This is a genomic window from Micromonospora echinospora, assembly GCF_900091495.1.
Taxonomy (GTDB): Bacteria; Actinomycetota; Actinomycetes; order Mycobacteriales; family Micromonosporaceae; genus Micromonospora; species Micromonospora echinospora.
This window is the reverse complement of sequence record NZ_LT607413.1, coordinates 6,941,171-6,964,625: the sequence shown is the minus strand read 5'-3', so window position 1 is coordinate 6,964,625 and position 23,455 is coordinate 6,941,171. Positions and strand designations below refer to the sequence as shown.

Genomic DNA, 23,455 nt, shown 5'->3' with positions numbered 1-23,455 from the left:
AAGGATTCCCCCGTGACCGGTTCAGCGTAGTCGGACCGGCCCGGCGTCGACAGGGATCCGGAACAGGGCGTACGGCCGGCGACGCCGGTCCTCGCCGCCCTGGTACCTCGCCTGTCGGTGCAACTGGTTCGCGGTGACGTAGAGGTGTCCGTCGGCGGCGACCGACAGGGTGTCCGGCCAGAGCAGGCGGGGGTCGTGCACCAGGGTCTCGAACCCGCCGTCCGGCAACCGGCGCAGCACCGCGTTGTGCTCGTACGAGGTGAGGTAGAAGCGGCCCGCGTCGTCGGTCTCCAGGCCGTCGGAGCCGCCGCCCTTGTCGCCCTCGTCCACCACCGTGGCGGCGACCTCGTCGTCGCTGCGGGACCGGTCGGCGAGGGCATCGGTGGCGACGCTGTACCACCGGCGCGAGGCGAGCGGGCAGTAGTACAACCGGGAGCCGTCGGCGGAGATCGCGATGCCGTCGGAGCCCATCGCCACCGGTGTGGGTGCCCCGTCCGCCGGCCGTTCCAGGAACGGCCGTCCCTCCACCACCGGCCGGAACGTGGCGAGGGGTTCGGCGCGCGTGGAGGGATGGTCGTGCAGCCGCCGCCAGGACGCCCCGGAGGCCAGGTCGACCACGACGATTCCGTTCGGGCCGGAGTCGGCGGAGTCGGTGACGTAGGCGATCCCGGCCGCGCCGCGCCGCAGGTCGAAGCGGACGTCGTTGAGGTACGTCGAGGGCAGCGCCACGTCGGCGGGGAAGGTGACCACCTGACCGACGGTGTCGGTGTCCAGGTCGACGCGGACGAGTTTCGGGCCGCCGGGTCGGGTGGGCCGGAACATCGGGCTTCCGGTGTCGAGCACCCAGAGCCGGTCGGCCGGGTCGACCACGACGCTCTGCACCGAGACGAACGCGCCGGTGTCGTCGTCGCCCGCCGGGTCGTTCCACTCCTGGTCGGGGAAGGGCGCCTCCCGCCCGTCCCGCAGCTCCACCACCGTGGCGGGCACCTCGTCGCCCCACCTGGGGAAGTTGACGAAGATCCGACCGCCGGCCGAGACGCTGACGCCGGTCGGCATCGGCCCGGTGAAGGTGTGGACGAGTTCGAGCCTGCCGACCGCTTCGTCGCCCGTCGGGCCATTCATCGACACTCCTGCCTGTGCGGTACGGGGCGTCCCGTGCGTGCGGCGTTCTTCCCGCTGGTCCGGGTGGCAAACGTCGTGGTGGCTGCGGCCCGGTCGCCCGGTGGTGGCCGGGAGTTTGCCGGACCGGCAACGATGTTTGCGGTTCCGAGGGGTCTCGCGCATGGTTGCCGCAGCGGTGGGGTCGACGCCGGTGGACCATGGAGGGAGCGTCATGCCCGTGGAGTTCGACGGGGAGTACTGGGCGGAGCACTACGGCGGTCGCGCCGCGCACGGCGGGCGGCAGCCCACCGTGCACCTGGTGACCGAGGTCGGGGACCTCGCGCCCGGCCGGGCGCTGGACGCCGGTTGCGGAGAGGGCGCCGACGCCGTCTGGCTCGCCGCGCGCGGCTGGCGGGTGACGGCCGTGGACATCTCGGCCACCGCGCTCGGGCGCGGGCGGGAACACGCCGAGCGCCTCGGTGCCGAGGTCGTGGACCGGATCGACTGGGTGCGGGCCGACCTGACCACGTGGACCCCGCCGGGGGACGCCTTCGACCTGGTCTGCTCGCACTACGTGCACTCCACCGCACCGACCGGGACGCTGGTGCGCCGGCTGGCGGCGTCGGTCGCGCCGAACGGCACCCTGCTGGTCGTCGGCCACCACCCGTCGGACCCGCACCACCACGGTCAGCCCCCGAGGGCGGCGCAGGCGCAGGTCACCGCCGAGGAGATGGCGGCCGGTCTCGGCCCCGGCTGGGACGTCCTCGTCGCCGGCACCCGTACCCGGCCGGCCGGTGGCGGCCCACACGGGCCCACCTCCCGCGACGCGGTGCTCCGGGCCCGACGGCGTCCCTGACCCGCACGTCCCGCCGACCGGTGACCCGTGCCTTCGTCGGCCTTGCCACCGGGCACCCGTCCCGGTGACCGCGCTCACCTCCACCGCCGGGCGGCGTGAAGAACGCGTCAAGAAACGCCGGGCCGCCGTCATGGTCGCGTTATGGACCCTGTCCACGCGGCGGGTGGGGCGTTGTGATGGCTCGGCGCGACCGCGTCGGCGGTCGCCGGTGACGTCCCTGGTGAGGAGCCGAGCGTGTCCGACCTGGTGTTCGTGGTGGTGACGGTGGCGCTGTTCGCGGCGCTCGCCCTGGTGGTGAGAGGCGTGGAGAAGCGGTGAGCGCGGTCGACGCCGTCGGTCTGGTCCTGGCGATCGGCCTGGCCGTGTTCCTGGTGGTCGCGCTGCTGTTCCCGGAGCGCTTCTGATGACCCCGACGACAGCCGGCGCGTTGTTCGTCGGATCGCTGGTGGTGGTGCTGGTCGCCGTGCACCGACCGCTCGGCGACCACCTGTACGCGGTGGTCTCCGGCCGCCGTTCGTCCCGCGTCGAACGGGGCGTCTTCCGGCTCGTCGGGGTGGACCCGGCGACGGAGCAGACCTGGGGGGTGTACGCCCGCAGCGTGCTCGCCTTCTCCGCCGTCTCCGTGCTCTTCCTGTACGGCCTCCAGCGCCTCCAGCAGCACCTGTGGCTGTCGCTGGGGTTCGACCCGGTGGTCCCGCACGGCGCCTGGAACACGGCGGTGTCCTTCGTGACCAACACCAACTGGCAGTGGTACGCGGGTGAGTCGACCATGGGTCACCTGGTGCAGATGGCCGGGCTGGCGGTGCAGAACTTCGTCTCGGCGGCGGTCGGCATCGCGGTCGCGGTCGCCCTGGTCCGGGGCTTCGCCCGCAGCCGCAGCGGCGAGCTGGGCAACTTCTGGGTCGACCTGATCCGGATCACGTTGCGGATCCTGCTGCCGATCTCGGTGCTCGGAGCGCTCGCCCTGATGGCCGGGGGAGTGGTGCAGAACCTCTCCGCCGGCACCGAGGTCACCACCCTGACCGGCGGCGGGCAGACCATCCCCGGCGGCCCGGTGGCCGGCCAGGAGGCGATCAAACAGCTCGGTACCAACGGCGGTGGCTTCTACAACGTCAACAGCGCCCACCCGTTCGAGAACCCGACCACCTGGACGAACTGGCTCCAGATCCTCCTGGTCCTGCTGATCCCGTTCAGCCTGCCCCGGGTCTTCGGCCGGATGGTCGGCCAGCTCCGGCAGGGGTACGCGATCGCCGCCGTGATGGCGATCCTGGCGCTGGTCAGCGTCACCCTCACCAACGTCTTCGAGCTGACCGGCGACGGCACCGTCCCGCAGGCGGTCGGCGCGGCGCTGGAGGGCAAGGAGGTCCGGTTCGGGGTGTCCGACTCGGCCACCTTCGCCGCCGCGACCACGCTCACCTCGACCGGCGCGGTCAACTCGTTCCACGACTCGTACACCGCGCTCGGCGGGATGATGCCGCTGGTCAACATGATGCTCGGCGAGGTCGCGCCGGGCGGTGTCGGCGCCGGCCTGTACGGCCTGCTCGTCCTGGCGGTGACCACCGTGTTCGTGGCCGGTCTGATGGTCGGCCGCACCCCGGAGTACGTGGGCAAACGGATCGGCTCCCGGGAGATCACCTACGCGTCGCTGTACTTCCTGGCCACCCCCGCGCTGGTGCTGGCCGGCACGGCGGCGGCCTTCGCCACCGGCAACCACACGACCGCGCTCAACGCCGGCCCGCACGGCTTCACCGAGGTCCTCTACGCGTTCACCTCGGCCAGCAACAACAACGGGTCGGCGTTCGCCGGCCTCACCGTGAACACGCCCTGGTGGAACACCGCGCTGGGCCTGTGCATGCTGCTCGGCCGGTTCCTGCCGATCGTCCTCGTGCTGGCCCTGGCCGGCTCGCTGGCCCGCCAGCAGCCCACGCCGGCCTCGGCGGGCACCCTGCCCACCGACCGGCCCCTCTTCGTCGGGATGGTCGTCGGCGTCACGGTGATCCTGGTGGCGCTGACCTTCCTGCCCGCCCTCGCGCTCGGCCCGCTCGCCGAGGGGCTGTGAGCACCATGGGAGAGAGAACCATGACCACTGTGACGCGGGCCCCGCACGACGCGTCCGACGCGACGACCACCGACCGCCCGGCGGCCCGGGGCGACCGGCCCGGCGGTGGCCTGCTCGACCCCCGGCAACTGCTCCGGTCGCTGCCCGACGCGCTGCGCAAGCTCGACCCGCGCACCCTGTGGCGCAACCCGGTGATGCTGATCGTCGAGATCGGCGCGGTGTTCACCACCGTCCTCACGGTGGCCGACCCGTCGGTGTTCGCCGTCGCGATCACCGGCTGGCTCTGGCTGACCGTGCTCTTCGCCACCCTCGCCGAGGCGGTCGCCGAGGGCCGGGGCAAGGCACAGGCCGCCACCCTGCGCCGGGCCCGGCGGGACACCGTCGCCACCCGCCTGGTCGGCTGGACGCCGGGAACGGCGGCCCGGTACGACGAGGAGACCGTCCCCGCGTCCGAGCTGCGCCGGGGTGACGTCGTGGTGGTGGCGGCCGGGGACGTCGTCCCCGGCGACGGCGATGTCGTCGAGGGGATCGCCAGCGTCGACGAGTCCGCCATCACCGGCGAGTCCGCGCCGGTGATCCGGGAGTCCGGCGGGGACCGCAGCGCGGTCACCGGCGGCACCCGGGTGCTCTCCGACCGGATCGTCGTACGGATCACCCAGGAGCCCGGACAGAGCTTCGTCGACCGGATGATCTCCCTGGTCGAGGGGGCCGACCGGCAGAAGACCCCGAACGAGATCGCGCTGAACGTCCTGCTCGCCGCGCTCACCGTCGTCTTCCTGCTGGCCACGGTCACCCTCCAGCCGATGGCGGTCTTCGCCAAGAGCTACCAGGGCGCGGCCCCGGACAGCCCGGCGATCACCGACGCCGGGATCAGCGGGATCGTGCTGGTCGCCCTGCTGGTCTGCCTGATCCCGACCACCATCGGCGCGCTGCTGTCGGCGATCGGCATCGCCGGCATGGACCGTCTCGTGCAGCGCCACGTGCTCGCCATGAGCGGCCGGGCGGTCGAGGCGGCCGGCGACGTGAACACCCTGCTGCTGGACAAGACCGGCACCATCACCCTCGGCAACCGGCAGGCCGTCGCGTTCCGGCCGGTGGAGGGGGTGGACGCGGGAAGCGTCGCCGACGCCGCGCGCCTGTCCAGCCTCGCCGACGAGACACCGGAGGGCCGCTCGGTCGTCGTGCTCGCCCGAAACGGGTCCGGGCTCGGCGAGGGCGAACCCGACCTGCCCCCGGACGTCACCTTCGTGCCGTTCACCGCGCAGACCCGGATGAGCGGCGTCGACCTGGGCGCGGCGGGCGACGGCGGACCGCGTCGGATCCGCAAGGGTGCTGCCGCGGCCGTGCTGGCGTGGGTACGCGAGCACGGTGGTCGCCCCACCGACCAGGTCTCGCGGATCGTCGACGAGATCAGCGCGATCGGCGGCACGCCACTGGTGGTGGCCGAGCACGTCGCCGGGCGACCGGCCCGGGCGCTCGGCGTCGTCCACCTCAAGGACGTGGTCAAGGCCGGGATGCGGGAACGGTTCGACGAGATGCGCCGGATGGGCATCCGCACCGTGATGGTCACCGGGGACAATCCCCGGACGGCGAAGGCCATCGCCGACGAGGCCGGCGTGGACGACGTCCTCGCCGAGGCCACGCCGGAGGACAAGCTCGCCCTGATCCGGCGGGAGCAGGCCGGCGGTCGGCTGGTCGCGATGACCGGCGACGGCACCAACGACGCGCCGGCCCTGGCCCAGGCCGACGTCGGGGTGGCGATGAACACCGGCACCTCGGCGGCCAAGGAGGCCGGCAACATGGTCGACCTCGACTCCGACCCGACCAAGTTGATCGAGATCGTGGAGATCGGCAAGCAGTTGCTGATCACGCGGGGCGCGTTGACCACCTTCTCCATCGCCAACGACGTGGCGAAGTACTTCGCGATCATCCCGGCCATGTTCGCCGGCATCTACCCGAGCCTGGACGCGCTGAACGTCATGCGGCTGTCCAGCCCGACCTCGGCGATCCTCTCCGCGGTGGTCTTCAACGCGGTGGTCATCGTCGCGCTGATCCCGCTCGCCCTGCGCGGCGTCCGCCACCGCCCGGCCAGCGCGTCGGAGCTGCTGCGCCGCAACCTGCTGACCTACGGCCTCGGCGGCATCGTGGTGCCGTTCGTCGGCATCAAGCTCATCGACCTGCTCGTCCAGTTCGTCCCGGGGATCTCGTGATGCGTCTGCCCACCTGGCTCGCCCAACACCTCGCCGCCCTGCGCGCACTGCTCGTGTTCACCGTGCTGCTCGGCCTGGCGTATCCGCTCGCCCTGGTCGCCGTCGGTCGGATCCCCGGCCTCGCCGACCGGGCGGACGGGTCGCTGGTCGAGGCCGACGGCCGGAGGGTCGGCAGCGCCCTGATCGGCCAGTCCTTCACCGACGCCGACGGCAACCCGGTCCCGCGTTACTTCCAGTCCCGCCCCTCGGCGGCCGGCGCCGGCTACGACCCCACCGCCACGGCCGCCAGCAACCTCGGCCCGGAGAGTGTCGTCGACACCCTCGCCACCGACCCGGCGTCGGCGACGCTGAGCCTGCTCAGCCAGGTCTGCGCCCGCAGCAGGGCGGTCGGGGAGTTCAACGGCGTCGACGGGCGTCGCCCCTACTGCACCGACGACGGGGTCGGCGCGGTGCTGGCCGTCTTCCGCCGCGACGGGTTGACCGGGCCGGTCACCCGGGTGGTCAGCGTCAACCAGGCCGCCCCGGCGACACCGTTCCTCGCCAGCTACCAGGGCGTGCCGGTGGAGCCGGCCCACCCGGGCGAGGATTACGTCGCCGCCGGTGGGCTGGTCACCCCGATCCGGGGCGACGCGCCGGAGCGGCCCGCGGTCCCCGCCGACGCGGTCACCGCCAGCGGCAGCGGCCTCGACCCGCACATCAGTCCCGCGTACGCCGACCTCCAGGTGGCCCGGGTGGCCCGGGAACGGGGCGTGGACCCGGCCCGGATCCGTGACCTGGTCGCCACGCACACCGCCGGCCGGGGCCTCGGGTTCCTCGGCGCTCCCCGGGTCGACGTGCTGGCCCTCAACCTCGCCCTCGACGAGCGGTTCCCCACCCGCTGACCGGCCGCGCGGGGCGGAACCGGGCCGTGCGCCCCGGCCCGCCCCACGCCCGGCGGCACGCGCCGGCCCACCAGCCGGTGCGGCCGGTCCCGGTGGGCAGCGGGCCCACGACCAGGAAGGATGGTGCCGTGTCACGGGGAGAGCTGCGGATCTACCTGGGGGCCGCCCCCGGCGTGGGGAAGACCTACGCCATGCTGGAGGAGGCGCGGCGTCGGGCCGAGCGGGGCACCGACGTGGTGGTCGGACTGGTCGAGACGCACGACCGGCCGCACACCGCCGCCATGCTCGACGGCCTGGAGGTCGTCCCCCGCCGCCGAATCACCCACCGGGATGTCGGGTTCACCGAGATGGACCTCGACGCGGTGCTCGCCCGCCGGCCGGAGGTGGCCGTGGTGGACGAGCTCGCCCACACCAACGTGCCCGGCTCCCGCAACGCCAAGCGGTGGCAGGACGTCCGGGAACTGCTCGACGCGGGCATCTCGGTGCTGTCGACGGTGAACATCCAGCACCTCGACTCGCTCAACGACGTGGTCGCCCAGATCACCGGCACCACCCAGAGGGAGACCGTGCCCGACGAGGTCGTCCGCGCGGCCGAGCAGGTCGAGCTGGTCGACATGACGCCGCAGGCGTTACGCCGCCGGATGGCACACGGCAACGTCTACCGTCCCGACCGGATCGACGCCGCGCTGGGCAACTACTTCCGGGTCGGTAACCTCACCGCGCTGCGCGAACTGGCGTTGCTCTGGCTCGCCGACAAGGTCGACGAGCAACTCGACGCGTACCGCGCCCAACAGGGCATCCAGGCGACCTGGGAGGCCCGGGAACGGGTGGTGGTCGCGCTCACCGGCGGCCCGGAGGGGGAGACGCTGATCCGCCGGGCCGCCCGGATCGCCGCCCGCAGCAAGGGCGCCGACCTGCTCGCCGTGCACGTCGCCCGCAGCGACGGCCTGGTCGGAGCCGACCCGGCCCGGCTCGCCCGGCAGCGGATCCTGGTGGAGAGCCTCGGTGGCACCTACCACCAGGTGCTCGGCGGCGACGTGCCCGCCGCGCTGCTCGACTTCGCCCGGGGCGTCAACGCCACCCAACTCGTCCTCGGGGCCAGCCGCCGGGGCCGCCTCGCCCACCTGCTCTCCCCAGGTGTCGGGGTGACCACGACCGCCCGGTCCGGGCCGATCGACGTGCACCTGGTCACCCACCCGGAGGCGGGGCGCGGCCGGCGGGTCGGCGCGGTGCCGGCGGCGCTGTCCCGGCGACGCCGGCTGGTCGGCTTCGCGGTGGCGGTGCTCGGCCTGCCCGCGCTGACCGTGCTGCTCGACGCGCTGCCCGACCTCACCCTCACCAACGACATCCTGATCTTCCTGGCCGCCGTGGTCGGGGTCGCCCTGATCGGTGGCCTCTGGCCGGCCCTGCTCGCCGCGCTCGGCGGCTCGCTGCTGCTCAACTGGTTCTTCACGCCGCCGTTCCGGACGCTCACCATCGCCGAGGGCGACAACCTGCTCGCCCTCGGCGTGTTCGTCGGGGTCGCCGTCGCGGTCAGCGGGGTGGTCGACGTGGCCGCCCGCCGGACCCGGGAGGCGGCCCGGGCGTCCGCCGACGCGCAGACCCTGGCCACCGTGGCGCAGGGAGTGCTGCGCGGGGAACGGCCGCTGCCGGCGCTGCTGGACCGGCTGCGCGAGACCTTCGGCCTGCGCGCGGTCGGCGTGCTCGAACTGACCGCCGACGCGGAGGGCCGACCCGACCGGGCCCGCGAGGCGACCGCCTGGCGGCTCGTCGCCGGCGTCGGTGACGAGCCCCCGACCAGCCCGAGCGCGGGAGAGACCGCCGTCCCGGTCGACGAGCGGCTCACCGTGGTCCTCGCCGGGCGGCGCCTGGACGCCGCCGACCGGCGGGTGGTGGAGGCGTTCGCCGCGCAGGCCGCCGTCGCGCTGCGGCAGGAACGGCTCGCCGAGGAGGCCGCCACCGCCCGTCCGCTGGCCGAGGCCGACCGGATGCGCACCGCGCTGCTCGCCGCCGTCAGCCACGACCTGCGTACCCCGCTGGCCTCGGCCAAGGCCGCCGTGTCCAGCCTGCGCAGCCCGGACGTGGAGTTCGACGCCGAGGACCGGGCGGAACTGCTCGCCACGGCCGACGAGTCCCTCGACCGGCTCGGCCGGCTCGTCGCCAACCTGCTCGACATGAGCCGCCTCCAGGCGGGAGCGCTCGGTGTCGCCGCCACCGCCGTCGGCCTGGAGGACGTCGTGCCCCGGGCGCTGGACGAACTCGGGCCGGTCGCCGGGAACGTCACCACCGACATCCCCGCCGACCTGCCGGCCGCCACCGCCGACCCCGGACTGCTGGAGCGGGTGCTGGTCAACGTCGTCGCCAACGCGCTGCGGCACAGCCCGCCCGGACGACCGCCCCGGATCACCGCCAGCGCCCACGCCGGGCAGGTCGAGCTACGGGTGGTCGACACCGGTCCCGGGATCCCCGAGGACCAGTGGGAACACGTCTTCCTGCCGTTCCAGCGTCTCGGCGACCGGGACAACACCACCGGTGTCGGTCTCGGTCTCGCGCTCGCCCGGGGCCTGACCGAGGCCATGGGCGGCAGCATCACCCCGGAGACCACCCCTGGCGGCGGCCTCACCATGGTGCTGCGGCTGCCCGCCGCGCACCCCCGACCGGAAGGGCCACCGGAATGACCCGCATCCTCGTCGTCGACGACGAACCGCAGATCCTCCGCGCTCTGCGGATCAACCTGCGGGCCCGGGGCTACGACGTCGCCGTGGCCGACACCGGCGCCACGGCGCTGAAGCTCGCCGCCAGCCAGCCACCCGACCTGGTGGTGCTCGACCTGGGACTGCCCGACCTCGACGGGGTGGACGTCATCCGGGGGCTGCGGGGGTGGACCAGCGTCCCGATCATCGTCCTCTCCGGCCGCGCCGGCAGCCAGGACAAGGTCTCCGCCCTGGACGCGGGCGCCGACGACTACGTCACCAAGCCCTTCGGGATCGACGAACTCCTCGCCCGGATCCGCGCCGTCACCCGCCGCCTGCACGGGGCCGCCGACAACGCGGTCGTCACCGTACGGATCGGCCGGCACACGGTGAACCTCGCCGACCGTACGGTCACCCGGGACGACGGCACCGACGTCCGGCTGACCCCCACCCAGTGGGGCGTCCTGGAACAGTTGCTGCGTCATCCCGGCAAGCTGGTCAGCCAGCGGCAGCTCCTGCACGACGTGTGGGGGCCGGAGTACCAGAACGAGACCAACTACCTGCGGCAGTACCTGGCCCAGCTACGCCGCAAGCTGGAGGACGATCCGGCCCGCCCCCGCCACCTCGTCACCGAACCCGGCATGGGCTACCGGTTCCGCCCCGACCCGGAAGGGTGACCGTGTTCCCCCGGGCGGGGGCACGGTCCGCCCGGGACGGGGTCAGCCGACGACGGTGACCTCGACCGGACCCACGCGCAGCGTGCCGTCGGTCAGCGGGGTGCAGCGGACGCCGCCCCGGCGGCGCAACGCCTTCCAGGCCCCCGGGCCGATGGTGGCGTCCATCCACGCGCACGGGTGGGCGGCCCGGTTGACCCGCAGGCGGACCGGCCCCTGGCCCGAGTCGAGGACCAGCACGGACCCGACCAGCTCGTCCACGGCGAGGCCGGCGGTCAGGATGTTGCGCCGGACCTGCGTCAGGTCGGCCCCGGGCGGCAGGGACTCCCGCGCGATCAGGGTGACGCTCGCGTCGCGGTGGGCGGGCCGGCCGAAGTAGCGGTCGCCGACGATGCCGAGCCCGGCCCGGAGCCGGACCTCCTCGACGATCTCGTCGGGGGCGGCCGGTGCCGGACCGTCGGCCGGCCGGCCCACGTAACGGTGCACGGGCGAGGCCAGCAACTGGACGATCTCGGGCACGGCGGGGATTCTACGGAGCCGGTCGCGCCGCCCGGTGTCCCGACCGGCGACGCCGTTTTCCCGGGGCCGACCCGCCGACCCGCCGACCCGACGTCCGCGGCACCGACCCGGCCGGGTCACGTCGCACCGACCCGGCCGGGTCACCAGATCCGCCGGCCGTGCTCGTCCGGCACGCCGGACTTGCGGAGGAAGTAGCTGTTCACCTGGTCGCGCCACTCCGCCGCGCACCGCCGCTGCTCGTCGAGGCGTTCACTCACCCGGGCGTACAGCGCCGGGTCGACCAGCCCGGCCAACCGCCGCCACTGCCCACGCATCGCCTCCACCTGCTCAACCCCGGCGAAGTGGGTGTCGTAGATGTGCTGGATGACGGTGCGTCCGCTGCGCAGGACGTGTCCGTACGGCACGTGGTGGAAGAAGAGCAGCAGCTCGTCCGGGCAGCCGTGGAGGTCCTCGTACCGCTCCGACCAGGGCCGTGGGTACTGGCCGGTGAAGCCGGTGCCGGTGGCGCGGGTCCGGTCCACGCCGACGCCGTCCCGGTCGGCGAAGTGGTACGTGCCCCACGGGGTGTACTCGTACCCGTCGACGTCCGGGCCGTAGTGGTGCCCGGGGCGGACCATGAAGCCCACGCCCAGCGGGGCGGTGTACCGCTCGTAGGTCCACCAGGAGCCGTCCAGCACGGCGTGCAGGGTCCGCCGCACCAGTCCCGGGTCACCGGTCGTGGCCGGCGGGAAGGTGAGCCTGATCCACTCGTCCAGGACGGCGACCGGGTCGAGGCCGGGATCCCAGGCGAGCCGGCCGAAGGCGTACAGGTTGGCCTGGGCCAGCGGGTGTCCGGTCCAGAACGGGTCGTCGCCGACGTTGGAGACCCCCACCAGGCCACCGCCCGCCGTCGCGCTCCGGCCCCCGCCCGCGCCGGACCGGGGGTCGCGGGTGGACGCGGTGCCGGCGGCCACGTCGGCCACCGTCGGGCCCTGCGGGCCCCACGGCGCGAAGCCCAGGATCTCGCTCCACCACGGACCGAGGTAGCAGACGTGTCGCTGCTGGCCGGTGTACTCCTGGGTCACCTGCACCTCCACCGCGAGCCGGGTGGCCGGCATGGCGGCGAGCACCGGGGAGACCGGCTCCCGGACCTGGAAGTCCATCGGGCCGTGCTTCACCTGGAGGATGACGTTGTCCCGGAACCGTCCGTCCAGCGGGGTGAAGTGGTCGAAGGCGGCCCGGGCCCGGTCGGTGGACCGGTCCCGCCAGTCCTGGCGGTGGTCGTAGACGAACGCCCGCCAGTGCACCACGCCGCCGAACGGAGCCAGCGTCGCGGCCAGCAGGTTCGCCCCGTCGGCGTGGTCACGTCCGTAGGTGAACGGGCCGGGCTGCCCCTCCGAGTCGGCCTTCACCACGTAGCCGCCGAAGTCCGGGATGCGGTCGTACACCCGCCGGGCGGCGGCAGCCCACCAGGCGCGGACCGCCGCGTCCAGCGGGTCGGCGTTGGGCAGGCCGCCGAGGACGACCGGGGCCGCGAAGGTCACCGACAGGTGCACCCGCACGCCGTACGGGCGCAGCGTGTCGGCGATGGCCGCCACGTCACCGAGCCGCTCGGTGAGCAACCGTGCCCCGCTGGCGTGCACGTTGACGTTGTTCACCGCGACCGCGTTGACCCCGCACGCGGCCAGCAGCCGCCCGTACTCCCGTACCCGGGCCAGGTCGCCCCGGGCCGCGCCGTCCCGCCAGAAGATCGAACCACCCGCGTACCCGCGCTCCACCTGCCCGGTCACCGGGTGCACGTCGACGTTGTCCCAGTGGTCGAGCATGCGCCGCGCCAGCGCCGGACGGTGACACTCGACCGGGCGGGCGTCGAACGCGGCCCGGCCGAGGCGGACCAGGTGGAACAGCCCGTACAGCAGGCCGGCCGGCGCGTCGGCGAGCAGCAGCGTGCGGTCACCCGAGCCGGCCAGCAGGAAACCCTCGTCGCCGAGGGGACCGTCGGCCCCGGCGGTCAGCCGGCGTGCCCAGGCCGGCAGGGCGGCGGCGTCCCGCAGCGCCAGCAGCAGGTCGCCGGGTGGCGACGGCGCGGTGGCCGGGACGTGGCGGCGTGGACCACCGGCGGGGCCGACCGGGGACGGCGCGGTGGCCGGGACGTCCGCCGGGACGCGCCGGACCGTGCCGCCGTAGCGCCCGCAGGCGCCCGCGACCTCGTCGACCACGGTGTCGACCAGCAACCCCGTGCCGTGCACCAGCGTGTGCCGGCGGCCGAGCGCCCCGAACGCCTCGGCCGGCAGCCAGGCGGGGTGGACCGTCGACGCGCCGTCGCTCACCGCTCCTCCTTCAGCGTCATGCCGTCCATTCCTTCCGGATGATGCCGGTCATCGGCGCGGCGATGTGCCGCAGCGCGAGAACCATCAGCGCGCCCGCCAGCGCCACCACCGCCTCCGAGGTGACCGCGGTGACGGCGGCGACGGCCGCCAGCAGGGCGGCGTGACCGAGGGCCACCTGCGGAGCGCGGACGAGGAAGTACAGCGCGAGGCGGACGACGTCACGGGTCCGGAACACGAACAGCGTGGTGATCACCAGCGCGTTGGTTCCGGCGAGGACGACCACCCCGGCGACCACGACCAGCAGCACCGCCCACCAGCCGGGCACTCCCGCGTCGGAAAGGTGGGCCAGGTTCACCGCGACGACGGTCAACCAGGCCAGGGTGGGGAGCCAGACGCGCAGCACCGGCCCGAGGTTGGCCCGGTACCCGCGCCAGAAGACGGTGGCGGGGCGCAGGTCGGTGACGTCCGGGCGCTGGTGGTGCAGGGTGTGCAGCGCGGCGGACACCGCCGGCCCGAGCGGTACGGCACAGGCGGCGACCAGCGGCAGGTTGCTCGCGTCCCGGCTGAGCAGGACCAGCGGCACCAGGCCGGGCAGGCTGGTCGCCAGCAGCAGCGCCTCGACCACCAGCAGGATGTGCACCCGTGCCGCGATGCGGGACAGCGGTCCGTCGCCGAACTGCCGGCGCGTGGAGGCGACCGTGCTCATTTTCGCTCCTCCGCTCCGCCGCCCGGGTGGTAGCAGGGGTCCCCTGTTCGACAAAAAGCGGTAACAGGGGGCCCCTGCTCACCCCCAGGCCGCGCGTGGTCGTGCCACCAGGGTGGGGTTTCGTCGCGGACCGGGACCAGCTCGACCAGGGTCACCTCGTGCCGGGAGAGGTCCAGGTCGAGGTCGACCCGGCCGGCCACCACCGGCACGCTCCGATGGGTACGGCCCGGCTCGGCGGCCTCCCGCAGCAGGTCGAGCTGGCGCGGCCCGGGGGAGTGGGGACGCCCCAGCTCGCACCAGGCCCGCCAGGCGTTCCCGGCCTCCTCGCTCACCGACGACCGCAGCAGGAACGCCGACCGCGGTGGGGATCCCGTCCCCGGTGGGGACGCCGACCGGTCGCCGGGCGGCCCGAGCGGAACCGAGAGGGCCAGCCGGTGCCGGTCGACCGGATCCCGTCCGGTGACGTCCACCGGAGCCCAGGCCAGCACGGTGACCCGGCCGGTGTCGTCCCGGGTGACCAGGTGGTCCACGCCCCGGGCGAGCACATGCTCGCCCATCCGGGCCAGGAACGCGTACAGGTGGTATGCCGGCTTCTTGACCTGCCGGTGGGTGAGCAGGCCGAAACCGCCGTGGAACAGCGCGGTCGGCACCCCCACCTCCTCGAACACGTCGCTGAAGGTCCAGTACGAGAAGGAGTCGACGAGGTCGCCACCGGCGGCCAGGACCGGGGCGAGGTACGCGGCGTGGAAGGCGGTGTCGTGCACCGCGTTGTCCGGCCGGTAGGAGGAGTTGAACTCGGTGACGTGCACGGGCAACCCGGCCAGGGCGGTGCCGGCCAGGTGCCGGCGCGGCGCGGCGAACTGCTCCAGCAGGCTGGCCGCCGGGGCGAGGGTCTGGTGGGTGCCGAACGGCACGTGGCGCGCCGGACCGGAGGTGTACGCGTGCCGGCTGACGAAGTCGACCGGCACCGCCCGGTCGGCGGTGAACTCGGCGAACGCGGGGAGCCACTCGTCCGCCCCGGGGGAGATAGCCGGGCCGCCGACCCGTAGCCCCGCGTCGACCTCCTTGACCGTGTGCGCGGTGACCTCGTACAGCCGGTGGTAGGCGTCCCGGTCGGCGTCGCGCCAGAAGGCGGTCAGGTTGGGCTCGTTCCACACCTCGATCGGCCAGCCGCGCACCTCGTCGAGCCCGTACCGGTCGACCAGGTGCGTCAGCGTGGCCCGGACCAGGTCGGCCCACTCCCGCCAGGACCGGGGCGGGGTGACGTTCCCCCGCCACCAGAACACCGTCTGGTCGCCGGAGGCCAGGCCGGACGGCATGAAGCCCAGTTCCAGGAACGGCCGTACGCCGAGGGCCAGCCAGGCGTCGATCACCTGGTCGACGTAGGTGAACGCGTGCCGGACGTGACGCGTGCCCCGGTACTCGTACGGGCGGTGCACGCCGACGCCGTCGCTGAGCAGGCCGTGCCCCCGGATGTGCCGGAAGCCGATCTCCCGTTGGGCCAGGGCGAGCGAGTCCTGGTGGTCGCGTCGCAATGCCAGCTCGAACCGGCCGGTGCCCACGCAGGCCCGCCAGGCGTCGCCGAGCCGGCCCGTCGGTTGGTCCGGCACGTGGATGCGCATCGTCGTCCTCTCCCGGTCGCCGTGGGCGTCCGGCGCGTCGCGGTGCCACCGCGCACCGCGACGCGCCGGGTGGTGGGCCCGCTGTCCCGGGCCCGCGGGGGTCAGCCGTTGTCCTTCCGGTAGCGCTCGTGGGCCTTGTTCACCAGGTCCAGGTACGCCTGCGCGTTCTTCGCCCGCAGTTCGGCGACGTACGCGTCCCACTCGCCCAACGGCCGCTGACCGAGGACGAACCGCAGCGTCATCTGGGTGACGTGGTCCTTCAGCGGGGTCTCCCAGAGCGACGCCTGTTCCCGTTCGTCGTCGGTGAGCGGGGCCGGCGGCGGTACCGGAAGCGGCCGGCGGGCGTTCATCACCTGCTGGAACTCCCGCTCCTCGGCGGAGAAGAACGACTGCACCAGCTCGGTGGTGCCGCCGTAGGCGAACACGCCGTTGTAGAAGCCGAAGTCCTTCTGCAGGTGCCGGTCGGCCTTCGGGTTGAGCCCGACGACGTTCACGTCGGCGGCCAGGACCCGCCGGCCGGTGGCGTCCTTCGTGAAGGTCGTCCCCTCGACGCCCCAGCGGGCGAACTCCTGCCCGGCGTCGGAGTACCAGAGCCAGTCGACGAACTGCATCATCGCCACGAAGTGCGCGCTCTCCCGGGCCTTCTTGGAGATCATGATGCCGCCCTCCAGGCGGCTGGCGGGGTTGATCTCCCCGGCCGGCCCGACCGGCAGTGGGATCTTGACCAGTCGGGCGTCCGGCCGGTTCTTCGCCAGGTCCGGCCGGTTGTCGTTGACCAGGGTCTGCGCGTTGGCGCCGATGACGAACGACCGGCCGTTGGCGAGCTTCTGCCGGGCCGCCTCGTCGCTCTGCGTGAAGCTCTCCGGGTCGAGCAGGCCTTCGGCCACCAGCCGGTGTAGGTACTGGAGCATCTGCTTGTACTGCTCGGTGGCGCCGGTGTAGACGAACTTCCCGGCGGACGGATCCCAGGTGGCGTGCTGGTATCCCCAGCCGCCACTGGTGCCGTAGGACGCGCCGAGGATGTTCAGCAGGCTGCCACCGGGGGTGGGCCGGCTCCACCGATCGGAGAACGGGTACGAGTCCGGGTACCGCGCCTTCATCGCCTTGAGCACGGTGTACAGCTCGTCCCAGGTCCTCGGCACGGCCAGGCCGAGCTGGTCGAGGATGTCGGCGCGCACGGCCAGCGAGTACTCGGCGGTGGGCTTCTCGTGCACCCCCGGGAGCAGGTAGAACTTGCCGTCGGACTGCCGCAGCGAGTCGATCTCAGGCTGGAGGTTCCACCGCGCGATCCGGTCCTTGAGGTGCGGCATCAGGTCGAGGTAGTCGCTGACCGGCAGGACCGCCCCGGAGGAGACGAAGGCGTTCTCCTGCGGGTGGTACGTCTTCGGGATGATCATCGGGGCGTCCCCGGCGCCGATCAGCAGGCTGCGTTTCTGCTCGTAGTCGCTCAGCGGCACCGCGACCGGTTCGAGCGTCACCCCGGTCCGCCGGGTCAGCTCCGACCAGAACGCCCACTCCTTCTTCAACGGATAGTTCGGATGGTTGTTGTAGAGGATCGAGAAGGAGACCGGTTCGGTGGCGGTGAACTGGTCGCCGACGCCGTACCCGGTCATCGCGCCGGCCCGGTTGCCGGAGAGGTCCTTCGCGTCGGGGGAGTCCTCGGAGCAGGCGGTGAGGCTGAGGGTGAGCAGGCCGGCCACGAGGATGGCCGCGCGGCGCCACGTGCGGTGCACCATGGCTGGTCCTTTCGTCGGTCGGGTGGGGTGGGGTGCCGCCGGTCAGCCCTTGACCGCGCCGAGCATGACCCCGGACACGAAGTACCGCTGGACGAAGGGGTAGACCAGCAGGATCGGCAGCGTGGTGAGCACGATGGTGACGGACTGGAGGGTGGCGGCGGCCTGCACCGCGTCGTCGTCGGCGACCCCGCCGGCGGACTGCGCCCCGGTGGCCCCGGCGATCAGGTTGCGCAGGTACACCGTGACCGGGAACAGCTCCTGCCGGTCCAGGTAGAGGAACGCGGTGAACCACGAGTTCCAGAAGGAGACCGCGTAGAACAGCACCATCGTGGCGACGACCGCCTTGGACAACGGCAGCACGATCCGCAGCAGGGTGCCGTAGGTGTTCAGGCCGTCGACGGCGGCGGCCTCCTCCAGCTCGGTCGGCAGGCTCTCGAAGAACGCCTTCATCACCAGCAGGTTGAACACGTTGATGGCGTTCGGCACCACCACCGCCCAGATGGTGTTCGTCATGCCCAGGCTGGAGACCAGCACGTAGTTCGGGATCAGTCCGCCGGAGAAGAACATGGTGAACACCGCGACCCCGACCAGCGCGCCCCGCCCCCGCAGGTGCGGCTTGGCCAGCACGTACGCGTAGCAGGTGGTCAGGACGATCGAGATGGCGGTGGCGAGGACGGTGTACACCACCGTGTTGCGGTAGTTGGTCCAGAACATCGAGTCCGACATCACCAGCCGGTACGTGGTGAGGTCGAACCCGCGCGGGATCAGGTTCACCCGGCCGGCGATGATCTCCGCCTCGTCGCTCAGCGACCGGGCCACGATGGTGACGAACGGGTACAGCGTCACGACCACCACGCCGGTCAGCACGATCGCGTTGACCGCCTGGAACACCCGCCGGCCCCGGCCCGGCCGGTGGCCCCGGGGACGGCCGGGCCGCCGACGTCCGACGGTCACCACAGGCTCGTCCCCACCGCGCGACGGGAGATGGTGTTCGCGGTGAGCACCAGGACCAGCCCGATCAGGGCCTCGAAGAGCCCGATCGCCGCGGCGTAGCTGAAGTTGCTGGACTCGAAGCCCATCCGGTACAGGTACGTGGAGATGACGTCGGCGGTCGGATAGGTCAACGGGTTGTACAGCAGCAGGATCTTCTCGAACCCGACCGCCATGAACGTGCCGATGTTGAGGATCAGCAGCGTCACCATCGTCGGTCGGATACCCGGCAGGGTGACGTGCCAGGTCTGCCGCCACCGGTTCGCGCCGTCGATCCGGGCCGCCTCGTAGAGGTCGTCGTCGATCGTGGTCAGCGCGGCGAGGTAGAGGATCGTGCCCCAGCCGACGGTCTGCCAGACTTCCGAGGAGACGTAGACGGTGCGGAACCACTCCGGCCGTTGCAGGAACGGCACCTCCTCGCCGCCGAACGCGCCGACGATCTGGTTGACCGTGCCGTCCACCGAGAGCAACTGCATCACCATCGCCGCCACGATCACGATGGAGAGGAAGTGCGGCAGGTAGGACACCGACTGGACGATCCGCTTGAGCCGACGGGCCCGGACCTCGTTGAGCAGCAGGGCCAGCACGATCGGCAGCGGAAAGCAGAACAGCAGGGTCAACGCGCCCAGGACCAGGGTGTTGGTGAACACCTCCCAGAACGTGGGGTCGGCGAGGAACATCCGGACGTACCGCAGGCCGACCCACCGTTCGCCGAAGATGCTGCCGCCGGGCTCGAAGCGCCGGAAGGCGATCACGTTCCCGGCCATCGGCAGATACCGGAAGACCAGGAAGAACAGCAGCGGCAGGACGGCCAGTGAGTAGAGCTGCCAGTCCCGCCGCAGCGCCCGCCGCCAGCCGCGGCGGGGCCGGCGACGGCCGGCGGCACCGCCGGGCGGCAGGGCGCGGCCCCGGTCCGGTGGTGGGCGCAGCATGCCGGGAGCGCGCATCGTCGACCCCCTAGGCGTGGTGCGCGGGGACGGGTTCGACCCGGGCGGTCGACAGCAGCCGCCGGTGGTGGCCGACCTCGCGTTCGGCGCCCACCAGGCGTAGCGGCAGGGCGGCGACCACGTCGGCGCTGGACCGGGAGAGCCGCAGCTCCACGTCGCCGGGCTCGACGACGCGCCGACCGTGTACGCCGGTGAAGGACGTGACGTCGGCGGGCACCTCGAAGACGACCCGCGCTGCCGAGCCCGGCGCCAGCGGCACCCGGACGTAACCGATCAGGCGGACCACCGGTCGGGTGGTCTGCGCGACCGGGTCGTGCAGGTAGAGCTGGACGACCTCGGTGCCGGGGCGGGTACCGGTGTTGCGGACGGTGACCTCGACGCGGACCTCGCCGTCGACCGCCCAGTCGACCGGCCGACCGCTCCCGGTCCCCGGCGCGCCTGTGTCGGTCTCCGGGTCGTGGCTTGTCCCCGGTCGGCCCCCGCCGCTTCCCGGGGCGCTGCTGACCGGCGGGTCGGTGGGGTTCCGGACGGTCGGGTCGCACCAGTCGAAGCTGGTGTAGCCGAGGCCGTGGCCGAACGGGAAGGCCGGCGTGGGGTCGACCGACGACACCTCGGAGCGGCGGCCCAGGACGGGGGAGAGGTAGGTGCCCGGCAGTCCGCCCGCGTCCCGGGGCACACTGACCGGCAGCCGCCCGGACGGGTTCACCGCGCCGGTGAGCACCTCGGCCACCGCCTGCGCCCCCCGCTGGCCGGGGAAGAACGCCTGCACGACGGCGGCGGCCCGGTCGAACTCGGGACCGAGCGCGTACGGCCGCCCGGTGAGCAGCACCAGGACCACCGGGGTGCCGGTGGCGAGCACGGCGCGGACCAGGTCGCCCTGCACGCCGGGCAGCCGCAGGTCGACCGCGTCGCAGCCCTCGCCGGAGGTGCCCCGGCCGAACATGCCGGCACGGTCCCCGACGGCCAGCACGCAGACGTCGGCGTCGGCGGCTGCGGCGACCGCCGCCGGGATGCCCGAGGTGTCCTCGCCGGTGACCGCGCAACCGGGCACGTGACCGAGTCGTGGGTGCAGCCCGGCGAGGGCGTCACGCAGCGAGGGGATGTCCACGCCCACGTCGTGCCCGGGATGCCGTACCCCCACGTGCAGGGGGAACGAGTAGCAGCCGAGCAGGGCCATCGGGTCGTCGGCGACCGGACCGACGAGCGCGACGCGTCGCCCGGGGGCCAGCGGCAGCAGCCCGTCGTCGTTGCGTAGCAGGACGACCGACTCGCGGGCCAGGCGCAGGGCGACGTCCCGGTCGGCCTTGTCGTCGAACACGAGGCCGTCGAGGCCGTCCGGGTACGGCTGCCACTCCTCGTCCAGCAGGCCGAGTTCGATCTTCTGCACGAGCACCCGGCGCAGCGCGCGGTCGACGAGCGCCTCCTCGACCGCACCGGAGCGGACCGCCGTCACCAGCGGAGCGCCGAAGGCGTCCACGGTGGGCAGTTCGACGTCGATGCCGGCGCGCAGGGCGATCCGGGCGGCGTCCGCCGGTCCGGCGGCCACGCCGTGCAGGGTCTCCAGGAAACGGACGGCGAAGTAGTCCGCCACGACCGTGCCGGTGAACCCCCACTCGTCGCGGAGTACCCGGGTCAACAGGTGTTCGTCGGCGGCGACGGGCACCCCGTCGATCTCGGTGTAGGAGTGCATCACCGAGCGGGCGCCGCCCAGCCGCAGCGCCATCTCGAACGGTGGCAGGATGACGTCGGCCAGTTCCCGGCGGCCCATCGACACCGGGGCCAGGTTGCGTCCGCCCCGGGACGCCGAGTAGCCGGCGAAGTGCTTGCAGGTGGCGACCACCCCGGCGGACTCCAGGCCCCGGACGTACGCCGCGCCGGCGGTCCCGACCAGGTACGGGTCCTCGCCGATGGTCTCCTCGGTGCGGCCCCACCGGTAGTCGCGGGTCACGTCCAGCACCGGGGCGAGACCCTGGTGGACCCCGGCGGCGCGCATGGACCGGCCGATCCGGTGCGCCATCTCCTCGACCAGTTCCGGGTCGAAGGACGCGCCCCAGCTCAGCGGCGCGGGGTAGACGGTCGCACGCCAGGCGGCGAAGCCGGTCAGGCATTCCTCGTGCACCTGGGCCGGGATCCCGAACCGGCTGGTTGCCGCGATCCGGGCCTGGGCCGTGGCCAGCGAGCGTGCCCCCTGGACCGGGTCGACCGGCGCGGTGCCGAACGGCCGGGTGAGTTGACCGAGCCCGTGGCGGATGACGGTGTCCCACGACAACCCGCCGTCGACCATGTCGGCCTGGTGCGGGGCGACCCCTTCCCCGGAGGCGTCCGCGCCCACCCAGACGCCGACGAGCTGGGCGATCTTCTCCTCCAGGGTCATCAACGGGATGAGCGCGTCGGCCCGTTCGGCGGGGGACAGGGTCCGGTCCCGCCACCGAACGGCGTCGGGGGAGGCCGGGCTGTCGTCGACGGGCAACAGACTCTCCATGCCACACCCTTCCGGTCGGTGCCGGCGAACCGCCCCGGTGGGGCCGACCGCCACACGTGGTCGCCGAACTGATCCCCGAAAAGTTTCGAAGAGTGTTCCGGCGCTCGTGTCGGGCAACCTATGAGGATCGATCGGGCCTGTCAAGGTGCGGAATAGGCTGCTGGTAAGCGTTGGTGGGCGTCCGGATCGTCTGCTCCGCCGCTCGGCGGGCTGCTCAGCCGATAGATGAAGGTCTCCGTCCTTCATCGAAGGACTGGTATGGTGGGCCGAAAATTTCGGGTGCTGATCGGCGGCTTGTCGGCCGGTTTCCGTCCCGCCCACCCGTCCACCCCCGAACCCCCGGGAGGGTGCCGTGCCTCTGTTCGACCTTCCCCTCGACGAGTTGCGCCGGTACGCGCCGGTGGTGGCCGAGCCGGACGACTTCGACGCGTTCTGGCGGACCACCCTGCGGGAGGCGGCGGCCGTCCCGGTGCTCGTCGACGTCCGTGCCGAACCGACGGACCTGCGCCTGGTCGACACCTGGGACGTCACCTTCGCCGGGTTCGGGGGCGACCCGGTCCGGGCCTGGTACACCCGCCCGGCCGGCGTCGACCATCCGCTGCCCGCCGTGGTGGAGTACCTCGGCTACGGCCGCGGCCGGGGCCTGCCGCACGAACGGCTCACCTGGCCGGTGGCCGGCTACGCCCACCTGCTGATGGACTCCCGGGGCCAGGCCGGCCGCTACGGTGCCGGCGACACTCCCGACCCCCGCGCCGGGGCGCCCGGCGGCCCGTGGCCGGTGACCTGGGGAATCCTGACGCCCGGGGACTACTACTACCGACGGTTGATCACCGACGCGGTCCGCGCGGTCCAGGCCGTCCGGGCGCTGCCCGGGGTGGACCCCGGCCGGGTCGTCGTCGCCGGGAACAGCCAGGGCGGCGGGCTCGCCCTCGCGGTGGCCGGGCTCGTCGACGACCTGGCGGCCGTGCTCCCCACGGCACCCTTCCTCTGTCACGTCCAGCGGGCCATCGAGTTGACCGACGCCTCGCCGTACGGGGAGATCGTCGGCTACCTGGCCGCGAACCGGGGGGTCGAGGAGGCGGTCATGCGGACCCTGTCCTACGTCGACGGGGTGGCCTTCGCCCGCCGGGCGGTCGCGCCCGCGCAGTTCGGAATCGGGCTGCGGGACACCGTCTGCCCGCCGAGCACCGGCTTCGCCGCCTACAACCAGTACGGTGCCGGCAACGGCCGGTCGACCCCGCCGACGCGCGAGATCCACATCTACCCGTTCAACCAGCACGAGGGAGGCGAGGCCGTGCAGCAGCGTCACCAGCTCCGCTGGCTCGCCGCGCAGGTCGCCACGGCCGGTTAGGGTGGCCGCCCCGGCCCGCTGGGCCGTCGGCGAACGTCGGGTGGCGGTGGGCGCGGGCCGGGGCGGGCGGGCCCGCGGTGCCGAAACTTTCGGAATCTCAACCGAGGGCTCCGGCGAGTGTCGATCCTCGTCGTCTGGCGTCCGATGTCGATCGATGCCCTGTTCGGATGGGGTGTTGCGCAATCGGCGTGTGCGGCCATGGCGATGCAGGGCGCGGCGAGGACTCTGCCCGGCCGTTGAGGTTTCGGGGCTGTTTCGATACTGTGCGGATACAGGAGCTTCGATCAACCCATGGTGGTCGAGCAGCCGGACCGGTCGA

The 23,455-nt window shown here is 73.2% G+C and carries 17 protein-coding genes; 8 read left to right on the top strand and 9 right to left on the bottom strand.

What is annotated here, in order from left to right; all coding sequences use genetic code 11:
- Positions 1 to 21: 21 nt before the first annotated feature.
- Complete coding sequence (locus GA0070618_RS29575) at positions 22 to 1,122, bottom strand: L-dopachrome tautomerase-related protein (protein WP_088985927.1); 1,101 nt, start codon at positions 1,120 to 1,122, stop codon at positions 22 to 24.
- Between the two features lie 211 nt (positions 1,123 to 1,333).
- Here GA0070618_RS29575 and GA0070618_RS29570 point away from each other — a divergent pair, with 211 nt between their 5' ends.
- From GA0070618_RS29570 to GA0070618_RS29540, 7 genes are all read left to right on the top strand, one after another.
- A complete protein-coding gene (locus GA0070618_RS29570) occupies positions 1,334 to 1,957 on the top strand; it encodes a class I SAM-dependent methyltransferase (protein ID WP_088984568.1) in 624 nt (207 codons plus the stop codon).
- Between the two features lie 314 nt (positions 1,958 to 2,271).
- On the top strand, positions 2,272 to 2,361 hold the full coding sequence (gene kdpF / locus GA0070618_RS29565; RefSeq protein ID WP_088984567.1) for a K(+)-transporting ATPase subunit F: 90 nt from the start codon (positions 2,272 to 2,274) through the stop codon (positions 2,359 to 2,361).
- A complete protein-coding gene (gene kdpA, locus GA0070618_RS29560; protein ID WP_088984566.1) occupies positions 2,361 to 4,016 on the top strand; it encodes a potassium-transporting ATPase subunit KdpA in 1,656 nt (551 codons plus the stop codon). The genes kdpF and kdpA overlap by 1 nt, the downstream gene beginning before the upstream one ends.
- 20 nt (positions 4,017 to 4,036) lie before the next feature.
- Entirely contained in the window at positions 4,037 to 6,226 is a 2,190-nt protein-coding gene (kdpB, locus tag GA0070618_RS29555; protein ID WP_088984565.1) for a potassium-transporting ATPase subunit KdpB, read from the top strand.
- Positions 6,226 to 7,107: a potassium-transporting ATPase subunit C gene (locus GA0070618_RS29550; protein ID WP_088984564.1), complete on the top strand. Its 882-nt coding sequence runs from the start codon at positions 6,226 to 6,228 to the stop codon at positions 7,105 to 7,107. Before kdpB ends, GA0070618_RS29550 begins: the two co-directional genes overlap by 1 nt.
- Positions 7,108 to 7,235: 128 nt before the next feature.
- Positions 7,236 to 9,785, top strand: coding sequence for a DUF4118 domain-containing protein (locus GA0070618_RS29545; protein WP_088984563.1), 2,550 nt, complete (start codon positions 7,236 to 7,238; stop codon positions 9,783 to 9,785).
- Positions 9,782 to 10,477, top strand: coding sequence for a response regulator (locus tag GA0070618_RS29540; RefSeq protein ID WP_088984562.1), 696 nt, complete (start codon positions 9,782 to 9,784; stop codon positions 10,475 to 10,477). The genes GA0070618_RS29545 and GA0070618_RS29540 overlap by 4 nt, the downstream gene beginning before the upstream one ends.
- A gap of 42 nt (positions 10,478 to 10,519) precedes the next feature.
- On the opposite strand, the gene GA0070618_RS29535 is transcribed toward GA0070618_RS29540, so the two are convergent.
- The 8 genes from GA0070618_RS29535 to GA0070618_RS29500 all read right to left on the bottom strand — a co-directional run bounded on the left by GA0070618_RS29535 (position 10,520) and on the right by GA0070618_RS29500 (position 21,785).
- A complete protein-coding gene (locus tag GA0070618_RS29535; protein ID WP_088985926.1) occupies positions 10,520 to 10,993 on the bottom strand; it encodes a molybdenum cofactor biosysynthesis protein in 474 nt (157 codons plus the stop codon).
- A gap of 140 nt (positions 10,994 to 11,133) precedes the next feature.
- Positions 11,134 to 13,302, bottom strand: a complete 2,169-nt coding sequence (locus GA0070618_RS29530; RefSeq protein WP_088984561.1) for an alpha-glucuronidase — start codon at positions 13,300 to 13,302, stop codon at positions 11,134 to 11,136.
- A gap of 16 nt (positions 13,303 to 13,318) precedes the next feature.
- Positions 13,319 to 14,008 (bottom strand): hypothetical protein, encoded by a 690-nt coding sequence (locus GA0070618_RS29525; protein ID WP_088984560.1) that lies wholly within the window; start codon positions 14,006 to 14,008, stop codon positions 13,319 to 13,321.
- Positions 14,005 to 15,630, bottom strand: a complete 1,626-nt coding sequence (locus GA0070618_RS29520; RefSeq protein WP_088984559.1) for a GH39 family glycosyl hydrolase — start codon at positions 15,628 to 15,630, stop codon at positions 14,005 to 14,007. The genes GA0070618_RS29525 and GA0070618_RS29520 overlap by 4 nt, the downstream gene beginning before the upstream one ends.
- Positions 15,631 to 15,731: 101 nt before the next feature.
- Positions 15,732 to 17,366, bottom strand: a complete 1,635-nt coding sequence (locus GA0070618_RS29515) for an ABC transporter substrate-binding protein (RefSeq protein ID WP_088984558.1) — start codon at positions 17,364 to 17,366, stop codon at positions 15,732 to 15,734.
- Positions 17,367 to 17,408: 42 nt separating this feature from the next.
- The gene (locus GA0070618_RS29510; protein ID WP_231931502.1) at positions 17,409 to 18,320 is read right to left on the bottom strand and encodes a carbohydrate ABC transporter permease; all 912 of its coding nucleotides are present in this window, start codon (positions 18,318 to 18,320) and stop codon (positions 17,409 to 17,411) included.
- Positions 18,317 to 19,303 (bottom strand): ABC transporter permease, encoded by a 987-nt coding sequence (locus GA0070618_RS29505; protein ID WP_231931501.1) that lies wholly within the window; start codon positions 19,301 to 19,303, stop codon positions 18,317 to 18,319. Before GA0070618_RS29505 ends, GA0070618_RS29510 begins: the two co-directional genes overlap by 4 nt.
- Before the next feature lie 10 nt (positions 19,304 to 19,313).
- Positions 19,314 to 21,785: a glycoside hydrolase family 3 N-terminal domain-containing protein gene (locus GA0070618_RS29500; RefSeq protein WP_088984556.1), complete on the bottom strand. Its 2,472-nt coding sequence runs from the start codon at positions 21,783 to 21,785 to the stop codon at positions 19,314 to 19,316.
- Between the two features lie 352 nt (positions 21,786 to 22,137).
- On the opposite strand from GA0070618_RS29500, the gene GA0070618_RS29495 reads away from it, so the two are divergent.
- Positions 22,138 to 23,136, top strand: a complete 999-nt coding sequence (locus tag GA0070618_RS29495; RefSeq protein ID WP_088984555.1) for an acetylxylan esterase — start codon at positions 22,138 to 22,140, stop codon at positions 23,134 to 23,136.
- Positions 23,137 to 23,455: the final 319 nt, after the last annotated feature.

Coding starts and splice junctions, on each gene's coding strand:
- GA0070618_RS29570 (WP_088984568.1), top strand. CDS start 1,334: ATGCCCGTGGAGTTCGACGGGGAGTACTGGGCGGAGCACTACGGCGGT.
- GA0070618_RS29550 (WP_088984564.1), top strand. CDS start 6,226: ATGCGTCTGCCCACCTGGCTCGCCCAACACCTCGCCGCCCTGCGCGCA.
- GA0070618_RS29500 (WP_088984556.1), bottom strand. CDS start 21,785: ATGGAGAGTCTGTTGCCCGTCGACGACAGCCCGGCCTCCCCCGACGCC.
- GA0070618_RS29515 (WP_088984558.1), bottom strand. CDS start 17,366: ATGGTGCACCGCACGTGGCGCCGCGCGGCCATCCTCGTGGCCGGCCTG.
- GA0070618_RS29540 (WP_088984562.1), top strand. CDS start 9,782: ATGACCCGCATCCTCGTCGTCGACGACGAACCGCAGATCCTCCGCGCT.
- GA0070618_RS29575 (WP_088985927.1), bottom strand. CDS start 1,122: ATGAATGGCCCGACGGGCGACGAAGCGGTCGGCAGGCTCGAACTCGTC.
- GA0070618_RS29520 (WP_088984559.1), bottom strand. CDS start 15,630: ATGCGCATCCACGTGCCGGACCAACCGACGGGCCGGCTCGGCGACGCC.
- kdpA (WP_088984566.1), top strand. CDS start 2,361: ATGACCCCGACGACAGCCGGCGCGTTGTTCGTCGGATCGCTGGTGGTG.
- kdpB (WP_088984565.1), top strand. CDS start 4,037: ATGACCACTGTGACGCGGGCCCCGCACGACGCGTCCGACGCGACGACC.
- GA0070618_RS29525 (WP_088984560.1), bottom strand. CDS start 14,008: ATGAGCACGGTCGCCTCCACGCGCCGGCAGTTCGGCGACGGACCGCTG.
- GA0070618_RS29505 (WP_231931501.1), bottom strand. CDS start 19,303: ATGCGCGCTCCCGGCATGCTGCGCCCACCACCGGACCGGGGCCGCGCC.